This window comes from Streptomyces sp. NPDC050759 (genome assembly GCF_044456945.1).
GTDB lineage: Bacteria > Actinomycetota > Actinomycetes > Streptomycetales > Streptomycetaceae > Streptomyces.
Window position 1 is genome coordinate 314,286 of record NZ_JBITGI010000004.1, and the last position, 21,165, is coordinate 335,450.

General features: G+C 71.6%; 22 protein-coding genes. 12 read left to right on the forward strand and 10 right to left on the reverse strand.

Translation table 11 applies throughout. The features are described from left to right. Positions 1-33: 33 nt before the first annotated feature. Both ACIBJB_RS14940 and ACIBJB_RS14945 read right to left on the reverse strand, forming a co-directional pair. The gene (locus ACIBJB_RS14940; protein WP_398930398.1) at positions 34-666 is read right to left on the reverse strand and encodes a helix-turn-helix domain-containing protein; all 633 of its coding nucleotides are present in this window, start codon (positions 664-666) and stop codon (positions 34-36) included. Between the two features lie 765 nt (positions 667-1,431). Further along, complete coding sequence (locus ACIBJB_RS14945; protein ID WP_398930400.1) at positions 1,432-2,577, reverse strand: sensor histidine kinase; 1,146 nt, start codon at positions 2,575-2,577, stop codon at positions 1,432-1,434. 185 nt (positions 2,578-2,762) lie between these two features. On the opposite strand from ACIBJB_RS14945, the gene ACIBJB_RS14950 reads away from it, so the two are divergent. The 7 genes from ACIBJB_RS14950 (at position 2,763) to ACIBJB_RS14980 (ending at position 8,819) form a co-directional block, all read left to right on the forward strand. After that, positions 2,763-3,131 carry a DUF4333 domain-containing protein gene (locus ACIBJB_RS14950; RefSeq protein ID WP_398930402.1) on the forward strand — a complete coding sequence of 123 codons (369 nt, stop codon included), beginning with the start codon at positions 2,763-2,765 and terminating at the stop codon, positions 3,129-3,131. 19 nt (positions 3,132-3,150) lie between these two features. Then, positions 3,151-3,834, forward strand: coding sequence for an ABC transporter ATP-binding protein (locus ACIBJB_RS14955; RefSeq protein WP_398930404.1), 684 nt, complete (start codon positions 3,151-3,153; stop codon positions 3,832-3,834). 197 nt (positions 3,835-4,031) lie between these two features. Then, positions 4,032-4,733 (forward strand): response regulator, encoded by a 702-nt coding sequence (locus tag ACIBJB_RS14960; protein ID WP_398930406.1) that lies wholly within the window; start codon positions 4,032-4,034, stop codon positions 4,731-4,733. A gap of 103 nt (positions 4,734-4,836) precedes the next feature. Beyond that, the gene (locus tag ACIBJB_RS14965; protein WP_355748562.1) at positions 4,837-5,649 is read left to right on the forward strand and encodes an SAM-dependent methyltransferase; all 813 of its coding nucleotides are present in this window, start codon (positions 4,837-4,839) and stop codon (positions 5,647-5,649) included. A 39-nt stretch (positions 5,650-5,688) separates the two neighbouring features. Further along, entirely contained in the window at positions 5,689-7,092 is a 1,404-nt protein-coding gene (locus tag ACIBJB_RS14970; protein ID WP_398930409.1) for a glutamine synthetase family protein, read from the forward strand. Positions 7,093-7,094: 2 nt separating this feature from the next. Further along, positions 7,095-8,249: an amidohydrolase family protein gene (locus tag ACIBJB_RS14975; RefSeq protein WP_398930411.1), complete on the forward strand. Its 1,155-nt coding sequence runs from the start codon at positions 7,095-7,097 to the stop codon at positions 8,247-8,249. A gap of 33 nt (positions 8,250-8,282) precedes the next feature. Next, positions 8,283-8,819, forward strand: a complete 537-nt coding sequence (locus ACIBJB_RS14980; protein WP_088245341.1) for an NUDIX hydrolase family protein — start codon at positions 8,283-8,285, stop codon at positions 8,817-8,819. Between the two features lie 9 nt (positions 8,820-8,828). Here the strand turns inward: ACIBJB_RS14980 and ACIBJB_RS14985 are convergent, their stop codons facing one another. The 3 genes from ACIBJB_RS14985 to ACIBJB_RS14995 all read right to left on the reverse strand — a co-directional run bounded on the left by ACIBJB_RS14985 (position 8,829) and on the right by ACIBJB_RS14995 (position 10,888). After that, positions 8,829-9,158, reverse strand: coding sequence for a DUF2218 domain-containing protein (locus ACIBJB_RS14985; protein WP_398930413.1), 330 nt, complete (start codon positions 9,156-9,158; stop codon positions 8,829-8,831). 108 nt (positions 9,159-9,266) lie between these two features. After that, entirely contained in the window at positions 9,267-10,205 is a 939-nt protein-coding gene (locus tag ACIBJB_RS14990; protein WP_398930415.1) for a carbohydrate kinase family protein, read from the reverse strand. Then, on the reverse strand, positions 10,202-10,888 hold the full coding sequence (locus ACIBJB_RS14995) for a class II aldolase/adducin family protein (protein ID WP_398930417.1): 687 nt from the start codon (positions 10,886-10,888) through the stop codon (positions 10,202-10,204). Before ACIBJB_RS14995 ends, ACIBJB_RS14990 begins: the two co-directional genes overlap by 4 nt. Before the next feature lie 93 nt (positions 10,889-10,981). On the opposite strand from ACIBJB_RS14995, the gene ACIBJB_RS15000 reads away from it, so the two are divergent. Together ACIBJB_RS15000 and ACIBJB_RS15005 are read left to right on the forward strand one after the other, a co-directional pair. Then, entirely contained in the window at positions 10,982-11,641 is a 660-nt protein-coding gene (locus ACIBJB_RS15000) for a TetR/AcrR family transcriptional regulator (RefSeq protein ID WP_398930419.1), read from the forward strand. Between the two features lie 24 nt (positions 11,642-11,665). Next, on the forward strand, positions 11,666-11,953 hold the full coding sequence (locus ACIBJB_RS15005) for a DUF1905 domain-containing protein (protein WP_398930421.1): 288 nt from the start codon (positions 11,666-11,668) through the stop codon (positions 11,951-11,953). 42 nt (positions 11,954-11,995) lie between these two features. On the opposite strand, the gene ACIBJB_RS15010 is transcribed toward ACIBJB_RS15005, so the two are convergent. Beyond that, positions 11,996-12,919 (reverse strand): EamA family transporter, encoded by a 924-nt coding sequence (locus ACIBJB_RS15010; RefSeq protein ID WP_398930423.1) that lies wholly within the window; start codon positions 12,917-12,919, stop codon positions 11,996-11,998. Between the two features lie 69 nt (positions 12,920-12,988). Here ACIBJB_RS15010 and ACIBJB_RS15015 point away from each other — a divergent pair, with 69 nt between their 5' ends. Continuing rightward, the gene (locus ACIBJB_RS15015; protein ID WP_398930425.1) at positions 12,989-13,846 is read left to right on the forward strand and encodes a LysR family transcriptional regulator; all 858 of its coding nucleotides are present in this window, start codon (positions 12,989-12,991) and stop codon (positions 13,844-13,846) included. 59 nt (positions 13,847-13,905) lie between these two features. Next, the gene (locus tag ACIBJB_RS15020) at positions 13,906-14,901 is read left to right on the forward strand and encodes a glycoside hydrolase family 43 protein (protein ID WP_398931000.1); all 996 of its coding nucleotides are present in this window, start codon (positions 13,906-13,908) and stop codon (positions 14,899-14,901) included. 31 nt (positions 14,902-14,932) lie between these two features. Here the strand turns inward: ACIBJB_RS15020 and ACIBJB_RS15025 are convergent, their stop codons facing one another. From ACIBJB_RS15025 to ACIBJB_RS15040, 4 genes are read right to left on the reverse strand one after another with little or no spacing between them, the layout of a single operon-like run. Beyond that, positions 14,933-16,810 (reverse strand): glycoside hydrolase family 127 protein, encoded by a 1,878-nt coding sequence (locus tag ACIBJB_RS15025; protein WP_398930427.1) that lies wholly within the window; start codon positions 16,808-16,810, stop codon positions 14,933-14,935. A gap of 4 nt (positions 16,811-16,814) precedes the next feature. After that, the gene (locus ACIBJB_RS15030) at positions 16,815-17,636 is read right to left on the reverse strand and encodes a carbohydrate ABC transporter permease (protein WP_398930430.1); all 822 of its coding nucleotides are present in this window, start codon (positions 17,634-17,636) and stop codon (positions 16,815-16,817) included. 14 nt (positions 17,637-17,650) lie between these two features. After that, a complete protein-coding gene (locus tag ACIBJB_RS15035; protein WP_398930432.1) occupies positions 17,651-18,595 on the reverse strand; it encodes a carbohydrate ABC transporter permease in 945 nt (314 codons plus the stop codon). 32 nt (positions 18,596-18,627) lie between these two features. Next, positions 18,628-19,941 (reverse strand): ABC transporter substrate-binding protein, encoded by a 1,314-nt coding sequence (locus ACIBJB_RS15040; RefSeq protein WP_398930434.1) that lies wholly within the window; start codon positions 19,939-19,941, stop codon positions 18,628-18,630. 172 nt (positions 19,942-20,113) lie between these two features. Here ACIBJB_RS15040 and ACIBJB_RS15045 point away from each other — a divergent pair, with 172 nt between their 5' ends. Next, the gene (locus ACIBJB_RS15045) at positions 20,114-21,142 is read left to right on the forward strand and encodes a LacI family DNA-binding transcriptional regulator (RefSeq protein ID WP_398930436.1); all 1,029 of its coding nucleotides are present in this window, start codon (positions 20,114-20,116) and stop codon (positions 21,140-21,142) included. Positions 21,143-21,165 lie beyond the last annotated feature (23 nt).

A 21,165-nucleotide genomic window follows, 5' to 3' on the forward strand; every position in this document is an offset into this window, starting at 1 on the left:
GAGTCAACGACCGTCCGCGAGGAGTGTCAAGCGTCACTGAACGGTTTGGCTCGACACGAACCAGACACCCACGGCCGGTTCGTCGCCGTCGTTGCGGTAGCGGTGGGGGGTCGTGGACTCGAAGCTGACGGCGTCGCCGGGGTGCAGGACCTGCTCGTCGAAGCCGAGGGTGAGGACGAGTTCGCCGGAGGTCAGATAGCCGTACTCCGTGCCCGCGTGCCGCATCAGGCCGCCCGAACCGGAGGAGGAGCCGCCGGGCCGGTAGGTGACGAGCAGGAAGTCGACGTCCGTGCCGGGGACGTGCCCGAGCCGCTCCCACACGACGCCGGAGTCCAGCTCCAGCACGTCTCGCTCACCCGGCGTGACCAGGGGGCCGATGCGTCGGCCGGGGTCGGCCGAGAAGGCCGCCAGTGCGTGCACGACGGTGGCCGAACTCGCCGCCGCCGCGGTCTCCCGCACCTCGAAGAGCGATTCGACGGAGATGCCGAGAGCGGTGGTGATGGCGTACAGGGTGCTGACCGAGGGCTGGCTCTTCCCGGTCTCGATCTGGGAGACCAGGCTCGCGGAGACGCCGACCTCGCGGGCCAGGGCGCGCAGACCCAGGCCGCGCTCCAGACGCGCCTGCCGAATGCGTGCGCCGACCGACGGCACGGGGGCAGGGGACACGGGCGGCTCCTCTCCTGTGCAGCCCCATTGAACAACCGGGCCCCTCACCCGGGAAAGACCGCCCGCATCACTGGGGACAGACCGCTGGGTCGCCTCGCGCCAGACCGCTGGGTCGCTTCGCACCAGGCCGCTGGGTCGCCTCGCACCAGGCCGCTGGGTCGCCTCGGGCCAGGCCGCTGGGTCGCCTCGGGACAGACCCCGTGTCACCTCGCGCCAGACCGCTGAGTCGCTTCGCACCAGACCGCTGGGTCGCCTCGCACCAGGCCTCTGGGTCGCCTCGGGCCAGGCCGCTGGGTCGCCTCGGGACAGACCCCGTGTCACCTCGCACCAGACCGCTGGGGCGCTTCGCGTGGAGACCGCCACGCCCGCCGCGACAGACCGCCCCGTCCCCCGCGGCGGGCTGCCGCATAGCCCGAGACAGACCCCCCCCGCATAGCCCGCGACGGACCACACCGGCAGCACCGGAAAGACCGCCACGGCCCCGGGAAAGCCCACCCCGACACTCCGGGAAGACCGCTGGCCCCGACGGCGGCCGCATCGGACGGCTCGACCGCGCGCCATCCGCGCAGACCCGCCACGCCCCCCGAGACAGCCCTCCTGCGACACCCCCGGAAGGGCCACCACGCCACCCCGACAGACCACCACGTCCCCCGCAACAAGCCACCCGCAGCACCCCGGAAAGACCACCACGCCCTCCGCGGCAGACCAAAGACCACCGCTTCCCCCAGAACGGACCACCCGCAACACTCCGCAAAGACGGCCACGTCACCCCGGAAAAACCGCCCGCACCTCCCACCCGTGCTCCGCCCGCGGCCCCGCTTGCAGTTCTCCGCCGAGTGCGGTCACCCGCTCCTTCAGGCCGACGAGTCCGAAGCCGCCCCCGTGCGCCGCCGCGGGCAACTGGCTGCCGCCGCGCCCGTCGTCGGACACGGACACCTGCAGACGGGCCCCTTCGTAGCGCAGCCCAACGGTGACCTGGGTGGCGTCGCCCGCGTGTCGGCGTACGTTGGTCAGGGCCTCCTGCACCACGCGGAAGGCGGCCGCCTGCACCTCGTGCGGAAGGTCGTCGGGCACCGAGGTGTCGCGATGCAGGGTGACCTTCTGGATGGGGCTCGCGAAACCCTCGGTGAGACCGGCGATACCCGCGAGGTCGCCCACCGGGCGGCGGTCGGCCGCGTCGTCGGTGTCGCGCAGGACGCCGACCGTCCGGCGCATCGACGCCAGCGCCTCGGTCGCGGCACGCTCGATGCCGGCGAGGACGGGGTCGAGTTCCTCGGTGCCGGTGTCCGCCATCATGCGGGCCACCTGCGTCTGCACCAGGATGCCGGTGACATGGTGGGCGACGAAGTCGTGCAGGTCGGCGGCGATGGCCAGGCGTTCGGCCCGCCGGGTCTCGCTGACGGCGACGGTCCGCCGGTAGTCCTGCGAACGCAGATACGCGGCGAACGCGATGGTGAGGCCGACCAGGAGAAGCCCGATCAGCATGAACCCCAGCATGGTGTCCTGCTCGCCCAGAAAGGGCCGTACCGGAAGCGCCAGCACGGCGGCCCCGTCGAGCGCGGCGCAGGCCACGACCCAGTTGCGCGGGCAGTGCCGTACCGCGATGAACAGCAGGCACAGCAGGATCGCCAGCTCGCCCGGGCCGAACAGGACGCCGGAGCGCGCCACCGAGTCCACCGTGCAGACCAGGGAGGCGACGGCCGGCACGGTGGTACGCAGCTGCGGGGTGAGCCACCGGGGGTGCCGGGCGGCCGGCCACAGCACGGCGACGCCGCCGAGCAGCAGGGTCGCGGCCAACGGCCAGGAGGGACCGTCGCCCTCGGTCGAGTAGGCCACGTCGACGAACACCGCCGCGAACAGCGCGCCGGTACCGGCGCCGCCCGCGCAGCCCCGGGCAGATACGGACTTCATGCCGCTCACCGTATGCGCGGTCGCCGCACACGGGATCGGCCGAACGGTCGAGGCGCCGCCGTGCCGGGCCCGCAGACCATGGCCGTTCGGCCGAGGCGGGCGCCCGTGTCCGCGGGTGAGAGTGGAGCCACTTCCCTCCAGGAGTCCTCCCGGGAGAACTCCCTCACTGCCCTCAGGAGCATGCGATGCAGCGCAAGACCCTCGTCACCGGTGTCGGCGCGGTGGCCGGCGCGGCCGTGGTCTTCGGTTTCGGTACCTACTTCCTCGCCGGTACCGAGTCGACCACCTCCCTGGACACGCAGAGCACGGCGTCCGTCGGCGGCCACAAGGCGCTCGCCGCGTACGTCGTCGAGGGCCGCACCCAGAGCAAGTACCACCCGCTGCCGTGGGTCGGCGTGAAGGTCACCGACGTCTCCTGCCCGAGCGGGCTCAAGGCCGTGGCGGGGGCCACCCTGACCTGCACCGGCAAGAAAAGCGGCGGCGGGACCGTGGACATACCCGTCAGCGTGGTCAAGGCCTCGGCCACGTCCCTCACCTGGAAGTTCGACCGCTAACAGAGGACCGGCTCACGTGATGAACACCGTCCTGGCCGGTTACGGCCTCGTCAAGAAGTACGGCTCCACCACCGCCCTCGCCGGGGTGGATGTCGAGGTGGGCGAGCGCGACTCGCTGGCCATCATGGGCCCGTCCGGCTCCGGCAAGTCCACCCTGCTGCACACCCTCGCGGGGATCGTCCGCCCGGACGGCGGCGAGGTGCTGCTGAGGGGCGAGCGTCTTGACCGGCTCGGCGAGAACCGGCTGAGCGCCCTGCGCCGCAAGCGGTTCGGGTTCGTCTTCCAGTCGGGTCAGCTGCTCCCGGAGCTGCCCGCCGAGGAGAACGTGGCGCTGCCGTTGATGCTGGAGGGCATACCCCGCAAGCAGGCCGTCGAGCGGGCCCGCCGCTGGTTCGCACCGCTGGGCCTCGACGGCCTGGCACACCGCAGGCCCGGCCAGCTCTCCGGCGGACAGGCCCAGCGCGTGGCGATCGCCCGGGCCCTGGCCGTCGAACCGGACGTGGTCTTCGCCGACGAGCCCACGGGTGCCCTGGACCAGGCCACCGGCACGGAGGTGGTCCGGCTGCTGACGTCCGTCACGCGTGCACAGGGCGCCGCCCTGGTGATGGTCACCCATGACGCGGATGTCGCCGCCCACTGCGACCGCGTCCTGCAGGTCCGCGACGGCCGGATCAGCGGTCACAGCCAGTACACGGTCGCCTGAGCGCCAGGAGATGCCATACGTTCCCCCGCCCTGCCCGTGACCTGGCACATCCCTCGGCCACACCCCGCCTTCAACCACATCCGACCCTCAACCACACCCCGCCCTCAACCACACCCACCGAAGCAGCCACCCCGCCCCCGCCCTCCATCCATCCACAGCCGCTCCTCACCCTCCTCCCCCTGAGGCATGATCGACCCATGACGAGCCCCGCCCCGCCGGCAGCGCCCATCCGCGTGCTGATCGCCGACGACCAGGACATGGTCCGTACCGGCTTCCGTTTCTTCCTGGACGCGCAGCCGGACATCACCGTGGTCGCCGAGGCCGGCGACGGGGAGACTGCGGTGCGGCTGGCCAGGGAGGTACGGCCCGACGTGTGTCTGCTGGACATCCGGATGCCGAAGCTGGACGGGCTGGAGGCGACACGGCTGCTGGCGGGGCCCGACGTCGCCGATCCGATGCGCGTGGTCGTGGTCACCACCTTCGATCTCGACGAGTACGTCTACGGCGCGCTGCGCGGCGGTGCCTGCGGGTTCCTGCTGAAGGACTCCGGGCCCACGCTCCTCGCCGAGGCGGTCCGCGCCGCCGCGGCCGGCGACTCACTGGTCTCCCCCTCGGTCACCGTCCGTCTGCTCCGGCACGTCACGGCGGACCGGACGCCGGAGCCGGTCACCGCGCCCCGCCCCGGGCCGGCCACCGAGCCCCTGACCGACCGTGAGCTCGACGTGGTCCGCCTGGTCGCCCTCGGCCGTACGAACGCCGAGATCGCCGCCGAGCTGTATGTCTCCCTCTCCACGGTCAAGACCCACCTCTCCAGCGTCCAGCTCAAACTGGCCGCACGGAACCGCGTGGAGATCGCGGCCTGGGCCTGGCAGAACGGGCACGCGCGGCGGGAGGGCTGAGTCGGACCTCGGACGGGGCGTTCGAGTCGCCGTTTCCGGGACAAGCTGATCATCGGACGGCACAATGGCGGCAACGGCCGCGGGCACGAGAAGGAGCACAGTAGTGAGCGAGAGCCACACCCCGTCGGGTGCGTCGGCGAGGCTGAACACAGGTGTGGCGCACAACGCGCGCGTGTGGAACTACTGGATCGGCGGCAAGGACAACTACGAGGTCGATCAGCGGGTCGGCGATCATGTCGCCGGGATGTTCCCGATCATCCAGGAGATCGCCCGCGCGGACCGCTGGTTCCTGGGCCGCTCGGTGCGCTTCCTCACCGAGGAGCAGGGCATCCGGCAGTTCCTCGACATCGGCACCGGGCTGCCGACGGTGGACAACACCCACGAGATCGCCCAGCGCATCGCCCCCGACGCACGGATCGTGTACGTCGACAACGACCCGATCGTGCTGGTCCACGCCCGCACCCTGCTGACCAGCACCCCCGAGGGCGTCACGGACTACATCGACGCCGACGTCCACGACCCGGCCGCGATCCTCGAACGCGCCGCGCAGACCCTGGATTTGAGCAAGCCGGTCGCGGTGATGATGCTCGGCATCCTCAACTTCGTCCTCGACACCGAGGAGGCCCGGCGGATCGCGCGGGAGGTCATGGCCGCGATGCCCGCCGGCAGCCATCTGGCCCTGACGCACCCCACGTTCGACGCCGACCTCGGCGGTGAGGGCCAGATCCCGGCCATGAAGTTCTGGAACGAGAACGCCACTCCGCCGATCACGGCCCGCAGCGGCGAGGACATCGCCACCTTCTTCGAGGGGCTCGACCTCCTCGAACCGGGCCTGGTCTCCTGCTCGCAGTGGCGTGCCGAGTCCGACTCCCCGGTCGTGGTACCGCAGTTCGGCGCGGTGGCCGTGAAACCGTGACGCGGGATCCGTACCGGCCGAGCCCGTCGTGGAGGACGTATGACCACCCTTGCCGACCCCGTTCCCGGCGGCCGTCCCGGTGACGTGGACCGGGCCGCCGCACTGAGCGACGAGCTGGCCGACAAGGGTGTGCGCGGGGTGGTCCTGGCCTACGTCGACACCGCGGGCATCTGCCGGGTGAAGACGATCCCGACGGCGAAGCTGCCCTCCGCCGCGGCCTGGGGCGTGGGCATGTCGCCGGTGTTCGACACGTTCCTGGCGAACGACTCCATCGTCACGACCGACACCCTGGGCTCCCCCGACGGCGATCTGCGCCTCTACCCCGACCTCGACCGGCTCGTGGCGCTGGCCGGGCAGCCCGGCTGGGCCTGGGCGCCGGTCGACCGGATCACACAGGAGGGCGAGCGGCATCCGGGCTGCTCCCGCACGGTCCTCAGGCGGATCGTCACCGAGGCCGCCGAGCGGCACGGGATCACCTTCAAGGCGGGCGTCGAGATCGAGTGGGCGGTGGGCCGGGGCCCAGCGGCGGACGGTGACTTCCTGCCCGCCGTGTCGGGACCGGCGTACGGCGCCACCCGCCAGGTCGAGCTCGGCGACTACGCGGCCGACCTGCTGGCGGCCTGCGCCGAGCAGGGCATCGAGGTCGAGCAGCTCCATCCCGAGTACGCGGCCGGGCAGTTCGAGATCTCGACGGCTGCCCTGGACCCGGTGGCGGCCGCCGACGTCAGCGTGCTCGTACGGCAGACGATCCGGGCGGTGTCCCAGCGGCACGGGCTGGTCGTCTCCTTCGCCCCGGCGGTCTTCGCGGAGGGCGTCGGCAACGGCGGCCATCTCCACCTCTCCGCCTGGCGCGAGGACGTGAACCTGCACTCGGGCGGCAAGGGCCGGTACGGCATGACGCCCGAGGCCGAGTCGTTCGTCGCGGGCGTCCTCGCCCATCTGCACGCGCTCACGGCCCTGACCGCGCCGAGCCCGGCCAGCTATCTGCGTCTCCAACCCTCCCAGTGGGCCGGGGTGTTCACCGCCTGGGGCCGCGAGACCCGGGAGGCGGCCGTGCGGATCGTCACCGGCACGGCGGGCGTGACCGACCGGGCCGCGAACCTGGAGCTGAAGCCGGTCGACCTGGCCGCCAACCCGTATCTCGCGTTCACCGGTCTGATCGCCGCCGGGCTCGACGGACTGACCTCGGCCATGCCGCTCCCCAGGGAGATCACCGGCGATCCGGCCCTGCTCGCCGCCGACCGGGCCGCCGCCATGGGCGTACGCCGGCTGCCGACCTCCCTCTCCCAGGCGGTCCGGGCGTTCCGAGCCGACGAACAGCTGCGGGCCGCGCTGGGTCCGGTCCTCGCCGACGCCGTGGTCGCCGTGCGCTTCGGGGAGAGCGATTCCGTGGCCGATCTGGACGACGAGCAGATCGCGGCGGCGTACCGCTGGAAGTACTGAGCATGACCGGACAGGTCCAGGAGGCCCTCGCCGCCGCCCGGCTGGTGGACCACCACTGCCACGGGGTCGTCGTCGACGGCCTCGACCGGACGGGCTTCGAGTCGCTGCTCACCGAGGGCGCGGCCTGGCCGGGGATCTCCTCCTTCGACAGCCCCGTCGGCGTGGCGGTCCGCCGGCACTGCGCACCCCTGCTGGATCTCCCGCGCCACGCGTCGCCCGACGCCTACCTGGCCCGCCGCGCCGAACTCGGCCCGCAGGAGGTCAACCGCCGTTTCCTGACCGCCGCGGGCACGGACGTGTTCTGCGTGGACACCGGGTACGCGGCGGAACGTCTCACCACACCGGCGGAGCTGGCAGAGGCCGCGGGCGGGGCGGCGTTCGAGGTCGTGCGCCTCGAGGGTGTCGCGGAGGCGGTGGCGGGGCGGGGCGTGGAGCCGGACGCGTACGCGGACGAGTTCCGCGCGGCCGCTCTGGAGGCCGTGGGGCGGCCGGGTGTGGTGGCCGTGAAGTCGGTCGCCGCCTACCGCACCGGCTTCGACCTGGACCCGGCGCGCCCCGCGGACGCGGAGGTCACCCGTGCCGCCGCCGACTGGCTCGCCCGCGGTGGACGACTGGCCGATCCGGTTCTCGTACGGCATCTGCTGTGGACCGCCGTGGACCTGGGGCTGCCCCTCCAACTGCACACCGGGTTCGGCGACAGCGACATCCGGATGCACCGCGTGGACCCGACCCACCTCACGGACTGGCTGCACCTGACCGCGGGCACGATCCCGGTCCTGCTGCTGCACTGCTGGCCGTATCAGCGGCAGGCCGCCTATCTGGCCGCGGTGTTCGAGCAGGTCTACCTGGACGTGGGCCTCACCCTGCACTACGTCGGCCCCGCACGGTCCCGGGCGATCCTGGCGGAGGCGCTGGAGATCACGCCGTTCCGCAAGCTGCTGTACAGCTCCGACGCGTACGGAGTGGCCGAATTCCATCTGCTCGGCGCGCTGTCGTTCCGGCAGGGGCTGGCAGGCCTGCTCCAGGAGCGGGTGGACGCCGACGAACTGAGCCTGCCGGACGCGTTGCGCGTCGTGGCCTGGACGGGCGGGGACAACGCCCGCCGCCTCTACGGACTTCCCGCCCCGTCCCCCGTCCCACCAGGCGAGCGCGACTGAGCGCCCGCCGTCCCCGGAAAGTATGATCTAGCAATGTCTGACTTGACCGATACCACGCCCGGCTGGCTGAGCGCCGACGATCTCGAGCAGGCCCGCGCCCGGATGCCCATCCTGTACGTCGAGGCCGTGCCCGTGCGCGTCGACGACAGCGGCGAAGTCACCAGCGTCGGCCTGCTGCTGCGCATCGGACCCGACGGAACGGTCAGCCGGACGCTGGTCTCCGGCCGCGTTCTGCACCACGAGCGGGTCCGGGACGCCCTGTTGCGCCACCTGGAGAAGGATCTGGGACCTGTCGCCCTGCCCCGGATCCCGCCCTCCCTGCAGCCCTTCACGGTGGCGGAGTACTTCCCCACCCAGGGGGTCACGCCCTACCACGACCCGCGCCAGCACGCGGTGTCCCTCGTCTACGTCGTCCCGGTGAGCGGCGACTGCCAGCCCCGCCAGGACGCCCTTGACCTGGTGTGGTTCAGCCCGCAGGAGGCCCTGTCACCGGCGGTGGAGAGCGAGATGCCCGGCGGTCACGGGGTGCTGCTCAAGCAGGCGCTGGCTCATGTGGGCTGCGCGATCTGAGGTCACCCGTCAGTCGGTCTCCTTGCGCTGCGTCGTACCGGACTCGCCGCTGCCCCGCGTCCACTCGACGACGAGTTCGTCCTTGCTGCCGAAGCGGACCAGGTGGCTGCCGACGACACCCTCCAGGAGATCGAGGTGCTCGGACTCCGTCTCCAGCGTCAGCAGCAGCGCACCCTCGGTGGCGGTGAGGGAGCCCTTGCCTCCGTTCTGGAAGAGCAGGCTGCCCTCACCGCTCTCCTCGTCCCACGTGGTCTGGCTGCGACGCCCGAGGTGCGAGGCGAGCTGCTTGGCGTAGCGGTGCGGGCGGTCGGTGGCGACGCGGGCTTCCGAGCGGGGCATGGGTACTCCCAGGAGTGCGGTGGCGCGGTACGGACTCGATGCTGCCGCAACACCGGTCGTCCCACGTCCATTCCGCGCCCCTCGCACCGCGCAAGGTATGTGTGCGGCCTATGCGCGGGTCTTGCTCGTCATGGAGAACTCGTCGGCCTCCGCCAGGTCGAAGTCGCCATGATCGCTGCCCAGGCCCTGCGCCACCAGCGCGGCCGCGGCACTGCCCAGGATCGCCGCCTCGCGTAGCGTACGGTCCAGGCCCACCCCGCGCAGGAAGCCCGCCGAGAAGGCGTCGCCGCAGCCGGTGGTGTCGACGACCTCGACCTCGAAGGCGGGGATGGTCTCGGTGCCCTCGGCGGTGACGAGTAGGGCGCCATCGCCGCCACGGGTGACCGCGACCAGGCCCACTCCGCCGGCCAGGAACTTCTTCGCGCCGGTGACGACGTCCTCTTCCTCGCTGAAGCCGAGGACCTGGTCCTCGTTGGGGAGCAGGAAGTCGACGTACGGGAGCAGCGGTTCGATCTGGTCGAAGGTGCCGAGCTCACCCGGCGCGAGGAGGTCCACCGAGGTGGTGACGCCGTGGTCCTTGGCGTGCGCCAGGATGCGGGCGGCGACCTCGGCTCCGATCAGCTCGGGGCCGCCGAGGTGGAGGTGGGTCGCCTCGGCGACCGCGTCCCAGGGCACGTCGTCGAGACCGTAGGTGATGTTGGCGCCGAGCAGATGGAGGGTGGGGCGGTCACCGTTGGGGCGGATGGGGAGGACCGTCGCGGAGGTGGAGGTGTCTGTACGGCGGACGAGCAACTGGGTGTCGATCCCCGCCTTGTCGAGGAGCTGCGTGAGCAGGTCGCCGGTCGGGTCGGTGCCGATCGCCCCGGCGGTGCGCACCGAGGCGCCCAGCTTGGCGAGGGTGAGGGCGGTGCCCGCGGCCGTGCCGGCGGCGGTCATGCGGATGTCCTCGACCAGGGTCGCGCCCTGGCCTGCGGGTATCTCCTCGACCGGCCGTACCAGCACGTCCAGCACGTGCACACCCATGGTGACGACGTTCTGTGCCTTCATCGAGTTCCCTCCTGCGCGGATGGTGCGGATTGCGTGGTGCCGTAGTTGCGGGCGAGGGCGGCCTCGATCACCGCGATCTGCTGCTGTTCGTCGAGGACGCGGGGCTGCCCCAGGGCGGCCGCGCGCTGGTAGACACCGCAGGCCCACTCCAGGAGCAGCGCGTGCTCGACCGCTTTGTCGAGGGTCGGGGCGTGGGTGACCGCGCCATGGTTGGCCATCAGGGCCGCACCGCGCCCCTCCAGCGCGGTGAGGACCGACTCGGCGAGTTCCGGGGTGCCGAAGGTGGCGTACGGCGCGACCCGGACCGTGCCGCCGAGGGCCAGCAACTGATAGTGGATGCAGGGCAGTTCGTCGAGGACGAGGGAGAGCGCGGTGGCCATCGGAGCGTGGGTGTGCACGACGGCGGCGGTGCCGTAGCGGCGGTAGACGCCCAGATGGAGGTCGAGCTCCGAGGTCGGCAGCAGGCTGCCGGCCACGATCTCACCGTCGATGTCCACCACGGTCACCTGGTCCCGGGTGAGCTCGGCCAGGACGGCGCCGGTCGCGGTGATCGCCACGTGGTCCTTGACGCGTACGCTGACATTGCCCGCCGTACCGATGAGCAGTCCCTCGGCCCCCAGACGGCGGCAGGCGTCCGCCACGGCGGCCCGCTCCTCGCCCAGCACCGGGCTTGAGTCGGTCATGCGCGCGACGCTAACCTAAACCTGAAACAAAGTCACGTTCACGTTCGGAGGTTGTCACGTGAGGTGTTCACGTGAGTGAGCGGAGGTCGTCCCGTGGCTGAGCCCACCCCGGACGCCGACCCGGCGGCATGGGTCGCCGCCCTGCGCCGCACTCCCCAACAGGCCCGCAGTCGGGCCCGGTTGGCCAGGGTGCTCGAGGCGGCGGAGCGCATCCTGGTCGAGGAGGGCGTCGAGTCGCTCACCACCACCCGGATCGCGTCCGAGGCGCGGGTGTCGGTCGGCTCGCTGTACCAGTACCTGCCCGACCGCGGGGCGATCATCGACGCGCTCGCGGCCGGCTACTTCGCCAAGCTGGAAGCGGCGATGGACGCGCTCGTCGAGGCCGCGGCCGCCGAGCGCTGGGAGGACCCGGTCGGCGTCCTCATCGACGCGTACGCGGAGATCTACCGCACCGAACACGGCTTCCGCGCCCTGTGGTTCGGCAGCGGACTGACCGAGCGGACCCGGACCGCTGACCGCGAGCACAAGCGCCGGATGGCCGACGGGATCCGCCGCATCCTGCTCGCCCTGCGGCTCGCCGAGGACGACGAGACCCTCGCCCGCGTCTGCCACGCCGCGATCCTCGCCGCCGACGCCCTCGCCCAGGAGGCCTTCCGCCGGGAGACGAAGGGGGACGCGGCGCTGCTCGAGGAGACCAAGATCCTGCTGCGCGGTTATCTCACGGACATCGCGGCGCGGTACAACGGGTCCTGACGTCTTCTGCGCGACGGGGGTCCGATGCAGCTCACCTTCACCGGCCGGGTGATCGAATGGCGCGGCCCGGCGCCCTACTACTTCGTCCCGGTGCCCGACCAGGAGTCCGCCGACATCGGCGAGGTGGCCCGGATGGCCACGTACGGCTGGGGCGTGATCCCGGTCGAGGCCCGGATCGGCGAGGTCACCTTCACTACGTCGCTGTTCCCGAAGGACGGCGGCTATCTGCTGCCGGTCAAGAACGCCGTGCGGGGGCCGGAGGGGCTCGAGGCGGGGGACGACGTGAGAGTGAAGATGACGGTCCGCTTCTAGTTCTCACGGCTGTATCAGAACCGTTTGGATTCTCGCGGCCGCTCATCCGGACCGTTTCCGGTTCTCCCGGCTGCTCATCCGGACCGCGCCCGCACTCGCCGTCACCACCAGCGCGACCGCGGCGCACTGCGGCGGCGACAGCGCCTGGTCGAGGACCAGGTAGCCGGCCAGTGCGGCGAGGGCGGGGGCCAGGCTCATGAGGACCGCGAAGGTCGCGGCGGGCAGCCGTCGCAGGGCGAGCAGTTCCAGGGTGTACGGCACCCCCGAGCCGAGGACCGCGATCGCGAGGCCCAGTCCGAGCACCCCGGGCTCCAGCAGGGTCGCCCCCGAGGCGCCGATGCCGAGCGGCAGGCTGACGAGCGCGGCGACGGTCATCGCGACGGCGAGTCCGTCGAGCCGCGGGAAGCGGGCGCCCGCGCGGGCGTTGAGCACGATGTACGCCGCCCACATGGCCCCGGCGCCGAGCGCGAGGCCGACGCCCGCGACGTTCAGGGCGCCGAAGTCGCTCCGGCCCAGCAGGAAGACCCCGGTCAGGGCGAGGGCGGCCCACAACAGGCCGGCGGCGCGGCGGGAGGCGGCGACGGAGAGCAGGAGCGGGCCGAGCACCTCAACGGTGACCGCCGCGCCCAGCGGGATCCGGTCGATCGACTGGTAGAAGAGGATGTTCATGGAGCCGAGGGCGACACCGAAGCCGGTGACCACTGCCCAGTCGCCGCGGGAGTGGCCGCGCAGCCGGGGCCGGGTCACGGCCAGCAGGAGCACCGCGGCGAACACGGCCCGCAGGGCCACCGTGCCGAGTGCCCCGGCGCGGGGGAAGAGCAGGGCCGCGAAGGCGGAGGCGAACTGGACCGAGACGGCTCCGGCCAGGACGAGGCCGACGCCGCCGAGGGAGCCGCGGCCCGCGGGATGCCGTACGGGAAGGGGTGAGGCGGTGTGCGTGGACGACGGGTGCGCCGCAGAGGTCATGCCGTACACGCTAGAAATCCTCGAGCGGCATGTGAAATGCCGGTTCACCCGCGGTTATGCTCCACAGACATGACCGTCGAGCTGCGGCACCTGCGCGCCTTCCTCGTCATCGCCGAGGAGGGCAACATCACCCGCGCCGCGACCCGGCTCCGTCTGGGTCAGCCCGCGCTCTCCCGCACTCTGCGCAGGCTGGAGGACCACCTGGGCGTCCGGCTGGTCGACCGCTCCACCCACCACCTCGAACTCACCGCCGAGGGCCGCACGTTCCGCGACAAGGCCGCCGTGGCCCTGGCCGCCGTGGAGACCGCGCTGGACCCCCGGGGTCTCACGTCCTGGCCGTTGCGCCTCGGCCACTCCTGGGCGGCACTCGGCGACCACACCATCACCCTGCTGCGCCGCTGGGACGAGGCGCACCCCGACATTCCCCTGGAGCTCCTCCGCATCGACGACCGTACGGCGGGCCTCACCCAGGGCAAGGTCGACGCGGCCCTGCTGCGCGGCGAGGTCACCGCGCCCGGCCTCCGTACGGAACCGCTCGGGTCGGAGAAGCGGGTGGTCGTGATGGCGTCCGACAGCCCTCTTGCCGCTCTCCCCCAGGTCGGCCTGACGGACCTCACGGCCCATCGGATCGCTCTCAACACGGTCTCCGGCACCACGACCATGGACCTGTGGCCCCCGACGGCCCAACCCCTGGCGACCCTGGAGGTGACCAACACCGACGAGTGGCTCATGGCCATCGCCGCGGGCCGCGCCGTGGGCATCTCCACGACGGCCACCCCCGGCAACCACACCCACCCGGCACTGGTCTTCCGCCCGCTCGCGGACGCCCCGGACGTCCCGCTGGTCCTCGCCCGGCGCGAGGGGCCGGGGCATCCGGCCCTGCCGGACCTGATCGCGCTGACGCACGAGATCCTCGCGACCGGCTGATCACGACGTCGACGTATCGTTCAGCCGTGACCGACACCGAGCCCCTGCGGCTGCCCGACATGCCGTTGCACGATCCGTTCGTCGTCGCCGACGCCGAGACGCGGACGTACTACCTCTACACCTCCAACGAACCGTCCGTGTCGGGTGTGGAGGGCGTCGGGACGATGGTCTACCGCAGCCGGGATCTGCGGGAGTGGAAGCGGCCCGTCGTGGTGTTCCGGACGGACGAGCAGGACGGGATCTGGGCGCGGGACGGCGGGTGGGCGCCGGAGGTGCATGCGTGGGACGGCAGGTACTACTTGTTCACCACGCTGCACGACGAGGGCCGGGTGCTGACGGTGCCGCCGGCCGGGCGCTGGGGCACGCCCTTCCAGCTGCCGAACCACGCGCGCGGCACGGTCACCGCCGTGTCCGACTCGCTGCTCGGGCCCTTCACCGTGGTCGATCCGTCCGGACCCACGCCGCCCGCGCACCTGATGACCCTCGACGGCACGCTCTACGTCGATCCGGCCGGGCAGCCCTGGATGGTGTACGCGCACGAGTGGCTGCAGACCGTCGACGGGACGATGGAGGCCGTCCGGCTGGCTCCCGATCTGACCGGGACGGTCGGCGAGCCCGTCTTTCTGTTCAAGGGCTCGGACGCGTTCTGGCTCGGTGAGCAGATCCCCGCGGGCGTACCGCACCAGCTCGCCCCCTACGTCACCGACGGCCCGCAGCTCCACCGCACCCCTGACGGTGCCCTCCTCATGCTGTGGTCGACGTACGAGAAGAACACGGCCGGTGCGGACGGCACCGTCAGCGGCGGTTACGTGCAGACCTACGCCGTCTCCACGTCCGGTGAGCTGACCGGCCCCTGGGAGCAGCGCCGGCCGCTGGTCCGGGACGACAGCGGGCACGGGATGCTGTTCCGGACCTTCGACGGACGGCTGATGATGATCCTTCACCGCCCCTTCGAGAACGCGCGCGGGAAGCTGTACGAGATGCGGGTCGAGGGTGACGAGCTGCGGGTGCTGCGGCAGTGCACCGACCTGGACGGCGACGACATCAGCGGGTGAAGGGTTCGGCCCACTTGAAGCAGGCGTGGGGTCAGCGCCCGGTCGTCGGCAGCCACACCCGCATCGTCGACGGGCCGCGGTTCGCCCAGGAGTGGTACGGCACCAGCACGATCCCCTGCCGCTCGGCGGCGGGCACCTCGGCCTGGTCCGGCGGCCGGTACGGCCACTCCTCGTCGTGCGGCTCGGCGAGTTCGCCCGGCGCCACGACCGTGTCGTCCGGTCCTTCCACCGGCTCGGCGGCGGTGTCCACCCGTACGGCGTCGACCTCCCGTCCGTCCGGCAGGTCCACCGACTCGGCGCAGTACACCAGGGGGCCGCGCTGGACGGCGACCGTGCCGCGTACCGCGTCGATGCGGGGGTCCGGCCCGATCCAGCGCGGGGCCACGGGCAGTTCGAGCCGGATCTCGTCGCCGGGGCAAAAAACGCGGGTGACCGTCGCCGTGCCCGGGGGAACGGTGCGGCGGGTTCCGTCCACGTCGACCAGCCGGGCCGTGGCGCCCTCCGTCCACGCCGGAACGCGCAGGGACAGGGTCCAGGGATGGTCCGGGGACCGGGCGATCCGTACGGTCACGGTCCCGTCGGACGGGTAGGCGGTGCGGACGCGCAGGGCGATGTGGTCGACGGAGATCTCGGCGTCCGCGTACTGGTGGAGCTGGATGCCGTGGTCGTCGACGGAAGCCAGATACGCGGGCAGCAGGGCCAGGGTGCGGGCCACGTTGGTCGGGCAGCAGGACACCGCGAACCAGGGGGCGCGCAGGCTCGATTCGGCGCGCGGGCTCACGGCGTCGGCCATCGGGACGGTGCCGCGTCGGCGGCGGTGCAGGGTGTTGGCGTAGAAGAAGGAGCGGCCGTCCTCGGAGGGTGAGGTCGCGACGACGTTGAACAGGGTCCGCTCGGCGAGGTCGGCGAAGCGTGGTTCGCCGGTGGCGAGGAGGAGCCGCCAGCTCAGCATCACGGAGGCGACGGCGGCGCAGGTCTCCGAGTAGGCGCGGTCGGGTGGGAGGACGAAGTCGTCCCCGAAGGACTCGTCGCGGTGGTGGGAGCCCATGCCGCCGGTCAGGTAGGTGCGCCGGGCGACCGTGGTCTCCCACTGCCGTAGGACGGCCGCGAGGAGGTCCTCGTCCCCCGTCTCCACGGCGACGTCCACGGCACCGGCCGCGAGGTAGAGGGCACGGACGGCGTGACCGCGCAGAACGGTGGCCTGCCGGACGGGCAGGTCGTCCTGGTAGTAGGCGCGGCCGAACTCGCCGTCGGCGAGCCTGCCTCGGCCTCGCCGGTCGATGAAGAGGGCCGCCTGGTCGAGGTAGCGCTGTTCGCCGGTCGCGCGGGCCAGTTCGACCAGAGCGGTCTCGATCTCGGGGTGTCCGCACACGCCGTCAATGCCGCCGGGGCCGAAAGTAGCGCACACGTGATCGGCGGCCCGCCGGGCGGTCTTCGCCAGCTCGCCCTCGCCACGGGTGCGGATCTCAGCCACGCCCGCCTGGATCAAGTGGCCGTAGCAGTACAGCTCGTGGCCCCATTCGAGGTCGCTGTAGCGGGGCTGCTGGCCGGGGCGACCGAAGGCGGTGTTGAGGTAGCCGTCGGGTTCCTGGGCGGAGGCGATCGTCTCGGTGATCGTGTCGGAGCCGGTGCCTGCCCAGGCCATCGCTTCGAGCAGCTTGTACACGTCGGAGTCGGCGAACTCCCGTCCGCGCCGCTGCTCCACGGGTGCGCTGAAGTTGCCGGTCCAGCCGACGCGTTCCATCCAGTCGCGGCAGTGGTCGAGGGTGGCGCCGGCGTTGACCTCCCTGCGGCGCGCCCAGAAGCCGCCGGTGATCCGGACCTCCTCGAGTCCGAGCGGCCGTAGCCGGCCGCGTCTCGGTGCGACCGGTACGACAACGTCCGTGTTCGCCTTCGACGTCGACTTCAACGCGTCATCCCTTCAGGGCGCCCGACATGAACCCGCGCACGTAGTGGCGTTGCAGAAGCAGGAAAACGAGGAGACAGGGCACGGCGAGCACCACCACACCCGCCTCGGTGGCGCCGTAGTCGACGGCGCCCATGCTCTGCTGGCGCAGATTCGCGACGGCCAGCGGCAGGGGCGCCTTCTCGCTGTCTGAGATGAGGATCAGCGGCGCGATGAAGTCGTTCCAGGCCGCGAGGAACGCGAAAAGGCCCACCGTGATCAGTCCCGGACGCACCGCCGGGAGCAGCACCCGGCGCAGCGCGCCCGCGGTGCCGCAGCCGTCGACGAGGGCCGACTCCTCCAATTCGCGGGGGACCGCCTCGAAGGAGATCCTCATCATGAAGGTGGCGAAGGGGAGTTGGAACATGGCCAGCACCAGGCTCAGCCCGACCAGGGAGTTCTGGAGATGCAGCCGACCGAGGAGGACGTAGAGGGGGATCAGGAGGGTGGCGTACGGGACCATGAGGATGGCCAGGGTCAGCAGGAACAGCAGGTTCTTGCCGGGGAAGCTGAACCGCGCGAAGGCGTAGCCGCCGAGGAGCGACACACCGACGGTGAGCGCGACCGTGAGGGCCGAGACGACGGTCGAGTTGAGCAGGTAGCGCCACAGTCCGGCGTCGTAGTCGAGGAGGGTGCGGTAGTTGCCGAGGCCGTAGCCGGACTCCTGGGCGGTGCCGGGCTGGGCGCTGACGGAGGCCCAGGTGTTCCAGAGCAGCGGGAAGAGGAAGATGACGGCGAGGCCGGAGGCGACGACGTAGTACGGCGTCTGTCCGAGAGCCCGGGTGCGCACGGCGCGGTCTCCCTTCATGATTCGTCGGCGTGCCGCAGACCGCGGAACTGCACGGCGTTGAGGAGGAGCAGCGCGGCCAGCACGATGATCGAAAGGGCCGCAGCGGTACCGAGGTCGAGCCGCTGGAACGCCTCCCGGTAGATCAACTGCACCACTGTCACCGTGCTGTTGTCCGGGCCGCCCTTGGTCAGGACGAAGAACTGGTCGAAGGCGAGCAGCGATCCGGTCACGCACAGCAGCAGGGACAGGGCGAGGGAGGGTCGCAGCAGCGGCAGGGTGATGGAGCGGAAGATCTGGCCTCGGCTCGCGCCGTCCATGCGCGCCGCCTCGTACAGCTCGTGCGGGATGCGCTGGAGGCCGACGAGCAGGATCAGCATGTAGAAGCCGGCGAACTTCCATACGACGAGGAACACCGTCGACAGCAGGGCGGAGTTCGGTGTGCCGAGAAAGGACACCGGGCCGTCGGCCAGGCCTAGTTTCTCCAGGGGACGGCTGAGGGGGCCGGTGGTGGGGCTGTACATGCCCCAGAAGAGGAGGGATGCGGAGGCGAGGCCGAGGGCGCCCGGCAGGAAGTAGACCGTGCGGAAGAAGCCGGTGCCGGGGCGGGACTCCTGCACCAGCAGCGCGAGGAGGAGCGCGAGGCCGAGGAGGACGACGGTGACGATCCCCGTGTAGAGGAGCGTGAAGCGGACGGCGGGCCAGAACAGTGTGCTGTCGGTGACGTCCGTGTAGTTCTCGGGGGTGTTGCCGCCCCGGTCGCCGGCGAGCAACGGCCAGTCGTGGAGCGACATCTGGCCGACGAGGAGGAGCGGCAGGACGAAGAAGACGGCGACGAACACGGCTGTCGGGGTGGCGTATCCGAGGCCTTGGAGGGTGCGGGAGTGCCACCAGCGACGGTGCCGGCGTTCCGTCCGGACCAGGGGTTCGACTGCCTCCCGGTCCGGTGCCTTCACCTGCATGTCCCTCCTCGGCCGTAGCCTCTGCGGCACGGTCAGTCGCCCAGTGAGGCGGTGACGGCCTCGTTGTCCTTGTCGACCTTCGCCGCGTCACCGAAGACGGCGTCGCGCATCAGCGTCAGCCAGGGCCCGTTGGGGTCGTTGAAGGTCTGACCGAACTTCAGGGCGTAAGGGGTACGGCCGTCCGCCACCAGCTGGTTGACGGTGACCAGGCGCGGGTCGGCCTTGGAGTACTTGTTGGACGCGAGGTCGGTGCGGGCCACCACGTCCTTGTGCGCGGCGACCACGTCGACCTGTGCCTCGTCGCCCACGGACCAGGCGAGGAAGTTCCAGGCCTGGTCGGTCTTGTCGCTGGTGGCGGAGATGCCGATGGCGTCCCCGCCGACGAAGGTCGATTTGCCGCCGTCGGGTCCGGGGATGGGGGCGACACCGAGGTCGAGGTCCTTGGGCATCAGGCCCAGGGTCGTCGACGGCATGGGCATCACGCCGACCTTGCCCTTCGGGAAGACACCGGTCCAGGTCACACCGGTCTCGTCGCGGGCGCCGGGGGCCACGATGTCGTCCTGGACCCAGCCGCGGTAGGTGTCGTAGACCTTCTCGGCGGTGTCGGAGGCCAGGAGTGCCTCGGTGCCGTCCTTGTTCAGTACGTCCTCGCCTGCGGCCCAGATCGACGGCCACCAGGTGAAGACGCCGCAGCCGCCGCAGTTGCCGCCGAAGAAGGTGCCGTCGACGCCACCGCCCAACTTGTCGACAGCCCGCGCCTGTTGGTCCCATTCGGCCAGGGTGGTGGGCGGCTTGCCGGGGTCGAGCTTCGCCCGACGGTACAGGTCCTTGTTGTAGAAGAGCACCGAGAGGTCGAGGGTGTGCGGGACGACGTACTTCTTGCCGTCGTACGTGCCCGCCTTGATGTGCGACTGGGCGAGGTCGTCCGCGAAGGGCAGGGCGTCGATGCGGTCGGTGAGGTCGGCGAAGAGCCCGCTGGAGGTGTAGTTCGGGACGAACACCACATCGGAGGCGAACAGGTCGGGGAGGTCCTTGGAACCGGCGGCCGCGCCCACCTTGGCCTGGTAGTCGTCGGTGGGGACGACGGTCAGTTCGACCTTGTTCTTGTGGTGGGCGTTGTAGGCCTTGACCAGGGCCTCGCTCTGCGGGCGGGTCGCCGCGCGGGTCCACATCGTCAGCGTGGCGCCGTCGTCGACGCCCTTCGCGTCCGCTGTGCCCCCTGCCCCGCCGCCGGAGTCGTCGTCCCCCGATCCGCAGGCCGTGGCCAGGCCGACGGTGGCGACCAGGGCGACTGCGGCGGTGACGAGTCGGCGGACGGGTCCACGCGATCCGAACGGGCTCCCCATGACGATCCCCCTACGTGACGTGCACCCGGAAGAAACGAACCGAAAAGGCTTTCGTCAAGCTAGAACCGAGCTCAATGCCCGTCAATCCCCCGCGCAGAACAACGAGTTCAGGTGGGCGGGCGAAAATTCTCGCGTACGGTTGAGAGTGCGCGACGCGAGACAGGAGACCCGCATGACACCCGCCCCCGGCCCCGCTCGTTCGCACACCGCCACCCTCACCGACGTCGCCCGGCTCGCCGGCGTCTCGGTGGCCACGGCGTCCAAGGCCCTCAACGGCCGCAGCCAGGTACGCGCCGAGACCCGGCAGCGGGTGATCGAGGCGGCGGAGCGGCTGTCGTTCCGGCCCAACCAGCTGGCCCGGGGACTGCTCGCCGGGCGGACCGGCACCGTGGGACTGCTCACCAGCGACCTGGAAGGCAGATTCAGCATCCCGATCCTCATGGGCGCCGAGGACGCCTTCGGCGCGGGCGAGGTCGCGGTGTTCCTGTGCGACGCCCGCGGGGACGCGATCCGCGAGCAGCACCATGTGCGCGCGCTGCTCGGGCGCCGGGTCGACGGGCTGATCGTGGTGGGCAGCCGGACCGATCCACGCCCCTCCCTGGGCCGCGACCTGCCCGTTCCCGTCGTGTACGCGTACGCTCCCTCCGACGACCCGGCGGATCTGTCGATCGTGCCCGACAACGTGGACGCGGGCCGGATCGCGGTCGAGCACCTGCTGGCCTGCGGCCGCACCCGGATCGCGCACATCACCGGTGACCCGGGCTATCTCGCCGCGCGGGAGCGGGCGGACGGCGCCCGGGCGGCGCTCGCGGGCGCGGGGCTGGACTTCGTCGGGGAACCGCGGTTCGCGGAGTGGTCGGAGGGGTGGGGGCGGGCGGCCACCGCGATGCTGCTGGAGCGGCAGGCCGACGTGGACGCGGTGCTGTGCGGCAGCGACCAGATCGCGCGGGGGGTCATCGAGATCCTGCGGGAGCGCGGGCACCGGGTTCCGGAGGACGTGGCGGTCATGGGCTTCGACAACTGGCAGGTGCTGACCTCGGCCTCCCGGCCGCCGCTGACGAGCGTCGACATGAACCTGGAGCAGGTCGGGCGGGCAGCCGCTGAGGCGCTGTTCGGGGCGATCGACGGCATTCCCCGCTCGGGGGTGGAGACGCTGCCGTGCCGGGTCGTGATCCGGGGGTCCACGGCCCACCTGTCCTGAACCATGCGGTTGCCGAACTCGGC

Excerpts from the sequence above, each read along its gene's own strand:
- ACIBJB_RS14955 (WP_398930404.1), top strand. The coding sequence starts at position 3,151 with ATGAACACCGTCCTGGCCGGTTACGGCCTCGTCAAGAAGTACGGCTCC.
- ACIBJB_RS15010 (WP_398930423.1), bottom strand. The coding sequence starts at position 12,919 with ATGACCTCTGCGGCGCACCCGTCGTCCACGCACACCGCCTCACCCCTT.
- ACIBJB_RS14960 (WP_398930406.1), top strand. The coding sequence starts at position 4,032 with ATGACGAGCCCCGCCCCGCCGGCAGCGCCCATCCGCGTGCTGATCGCC.
- ACIBJB_RS15035 (WP_398930432.1), bottom strand. The coding sequence starts at position 18,595 with ATGCAGGTGAAGGCACCGGACCGGGAGGCAGTCGAACCCCTGGTCCGG.
- ACIBJB_RS14990 (WP_398930415.1), bottom strand. The coding sequence starts at position 10,205 with ATGAAGGCACAGAACGTCGTCACCATGGGTGTGCACGTGCTGGACGTG.
- ACIBJB_RS14995 (WP_398930417.1), bottom strand. The coding sequence starts at position 10,888 with ATGACCGACTCAAGCCCGGTGCTGGGCGAGGAGCGGGCCGCCGTGGCG.
- ACIBJB_RS14980 (WP_088245341.1), top strand. The coding sequence starts at position 8,283 with ATGTCTGACTTGACCGATACCACGCCCGGCTGGCTGAGCGCCGACGAT.
- ACIBJB_RS15005 (WP_398930421.1), top strand. The coding sequence starts at position 11,666 with ATGCAGCTCACCTTCACCGGCCGGGTGATCGAATGGCGCGGCCCGGCG.
- ACIBJB_RS15040 (WP_398930434.1), bottom strand. The coding sequence starts at position 19,941 with ATGGGGAGCCCGTTCGGATCGCGTGGACCCGTCCGCCGACTCGTCACC.
- ACIBJB_RS14950 (WP_398930402.1), top strand. The coding sequence starts at position 2,763 with ATGCAGCGCAAGACCCTCGTCACCGGTGTCGGCGCGGTGGCCGGCGCG.
- ACIBJB_RS14975 (WP_398930411.1), top strand. The coding sequence starts at position 7,095 with ATGACCGGACAGGTCCAGGAGGCCCTCGCCGCCGCCCGGCTGGTGGAC.
- ACIBJB_RS15020 (WP_398931000.1), top strand. The coding sequence starts at position 13,906 with ATGCCGTTGCACGATCCGTTCGTCGTCGCCGACGCCGAGACGCGGACG.
- ACIBJB_RS14985 (WP_398930413.1), bottom strand. The coding sequence starts at position 9,158 with ATGCCCCGCTCGGAAGCCCGCGTCGCCACCGACCGCCCGCACCGCTAC.
- ACIBJB_RS14970 (WP_398930409.1), top strand. The coding sequence starts at position 5,689 with ATGACCACCCTTGCCGACCCCGTTCCCGGCGGCCGTCCCGGTGACGTG.
- ACIBJB_RS15045 (WP_398930436.1), top strand. The coding sequence starts at position 20,114 with ATGACACCCGCCCCCGGCCCCGCTCGTTCGCACACCGCCACCCTCACC.
- ACIBJB_RS15015 (WP_398930425.1), top strand. The coding sequence starts at position 12,989 with ATGACCGTCGAGCTGCGGCACCTGCGCGCCTTCCTCGTCATCGCCGAG.
- ACIBJB_RS14945 (WP_398930400.1), bottom strand. The coding sequence starts at position 2,577 with ATGAAGTCCGTATCTGCCCGGGGCTGCGCGGGCGGCGCCGGTACCGGC.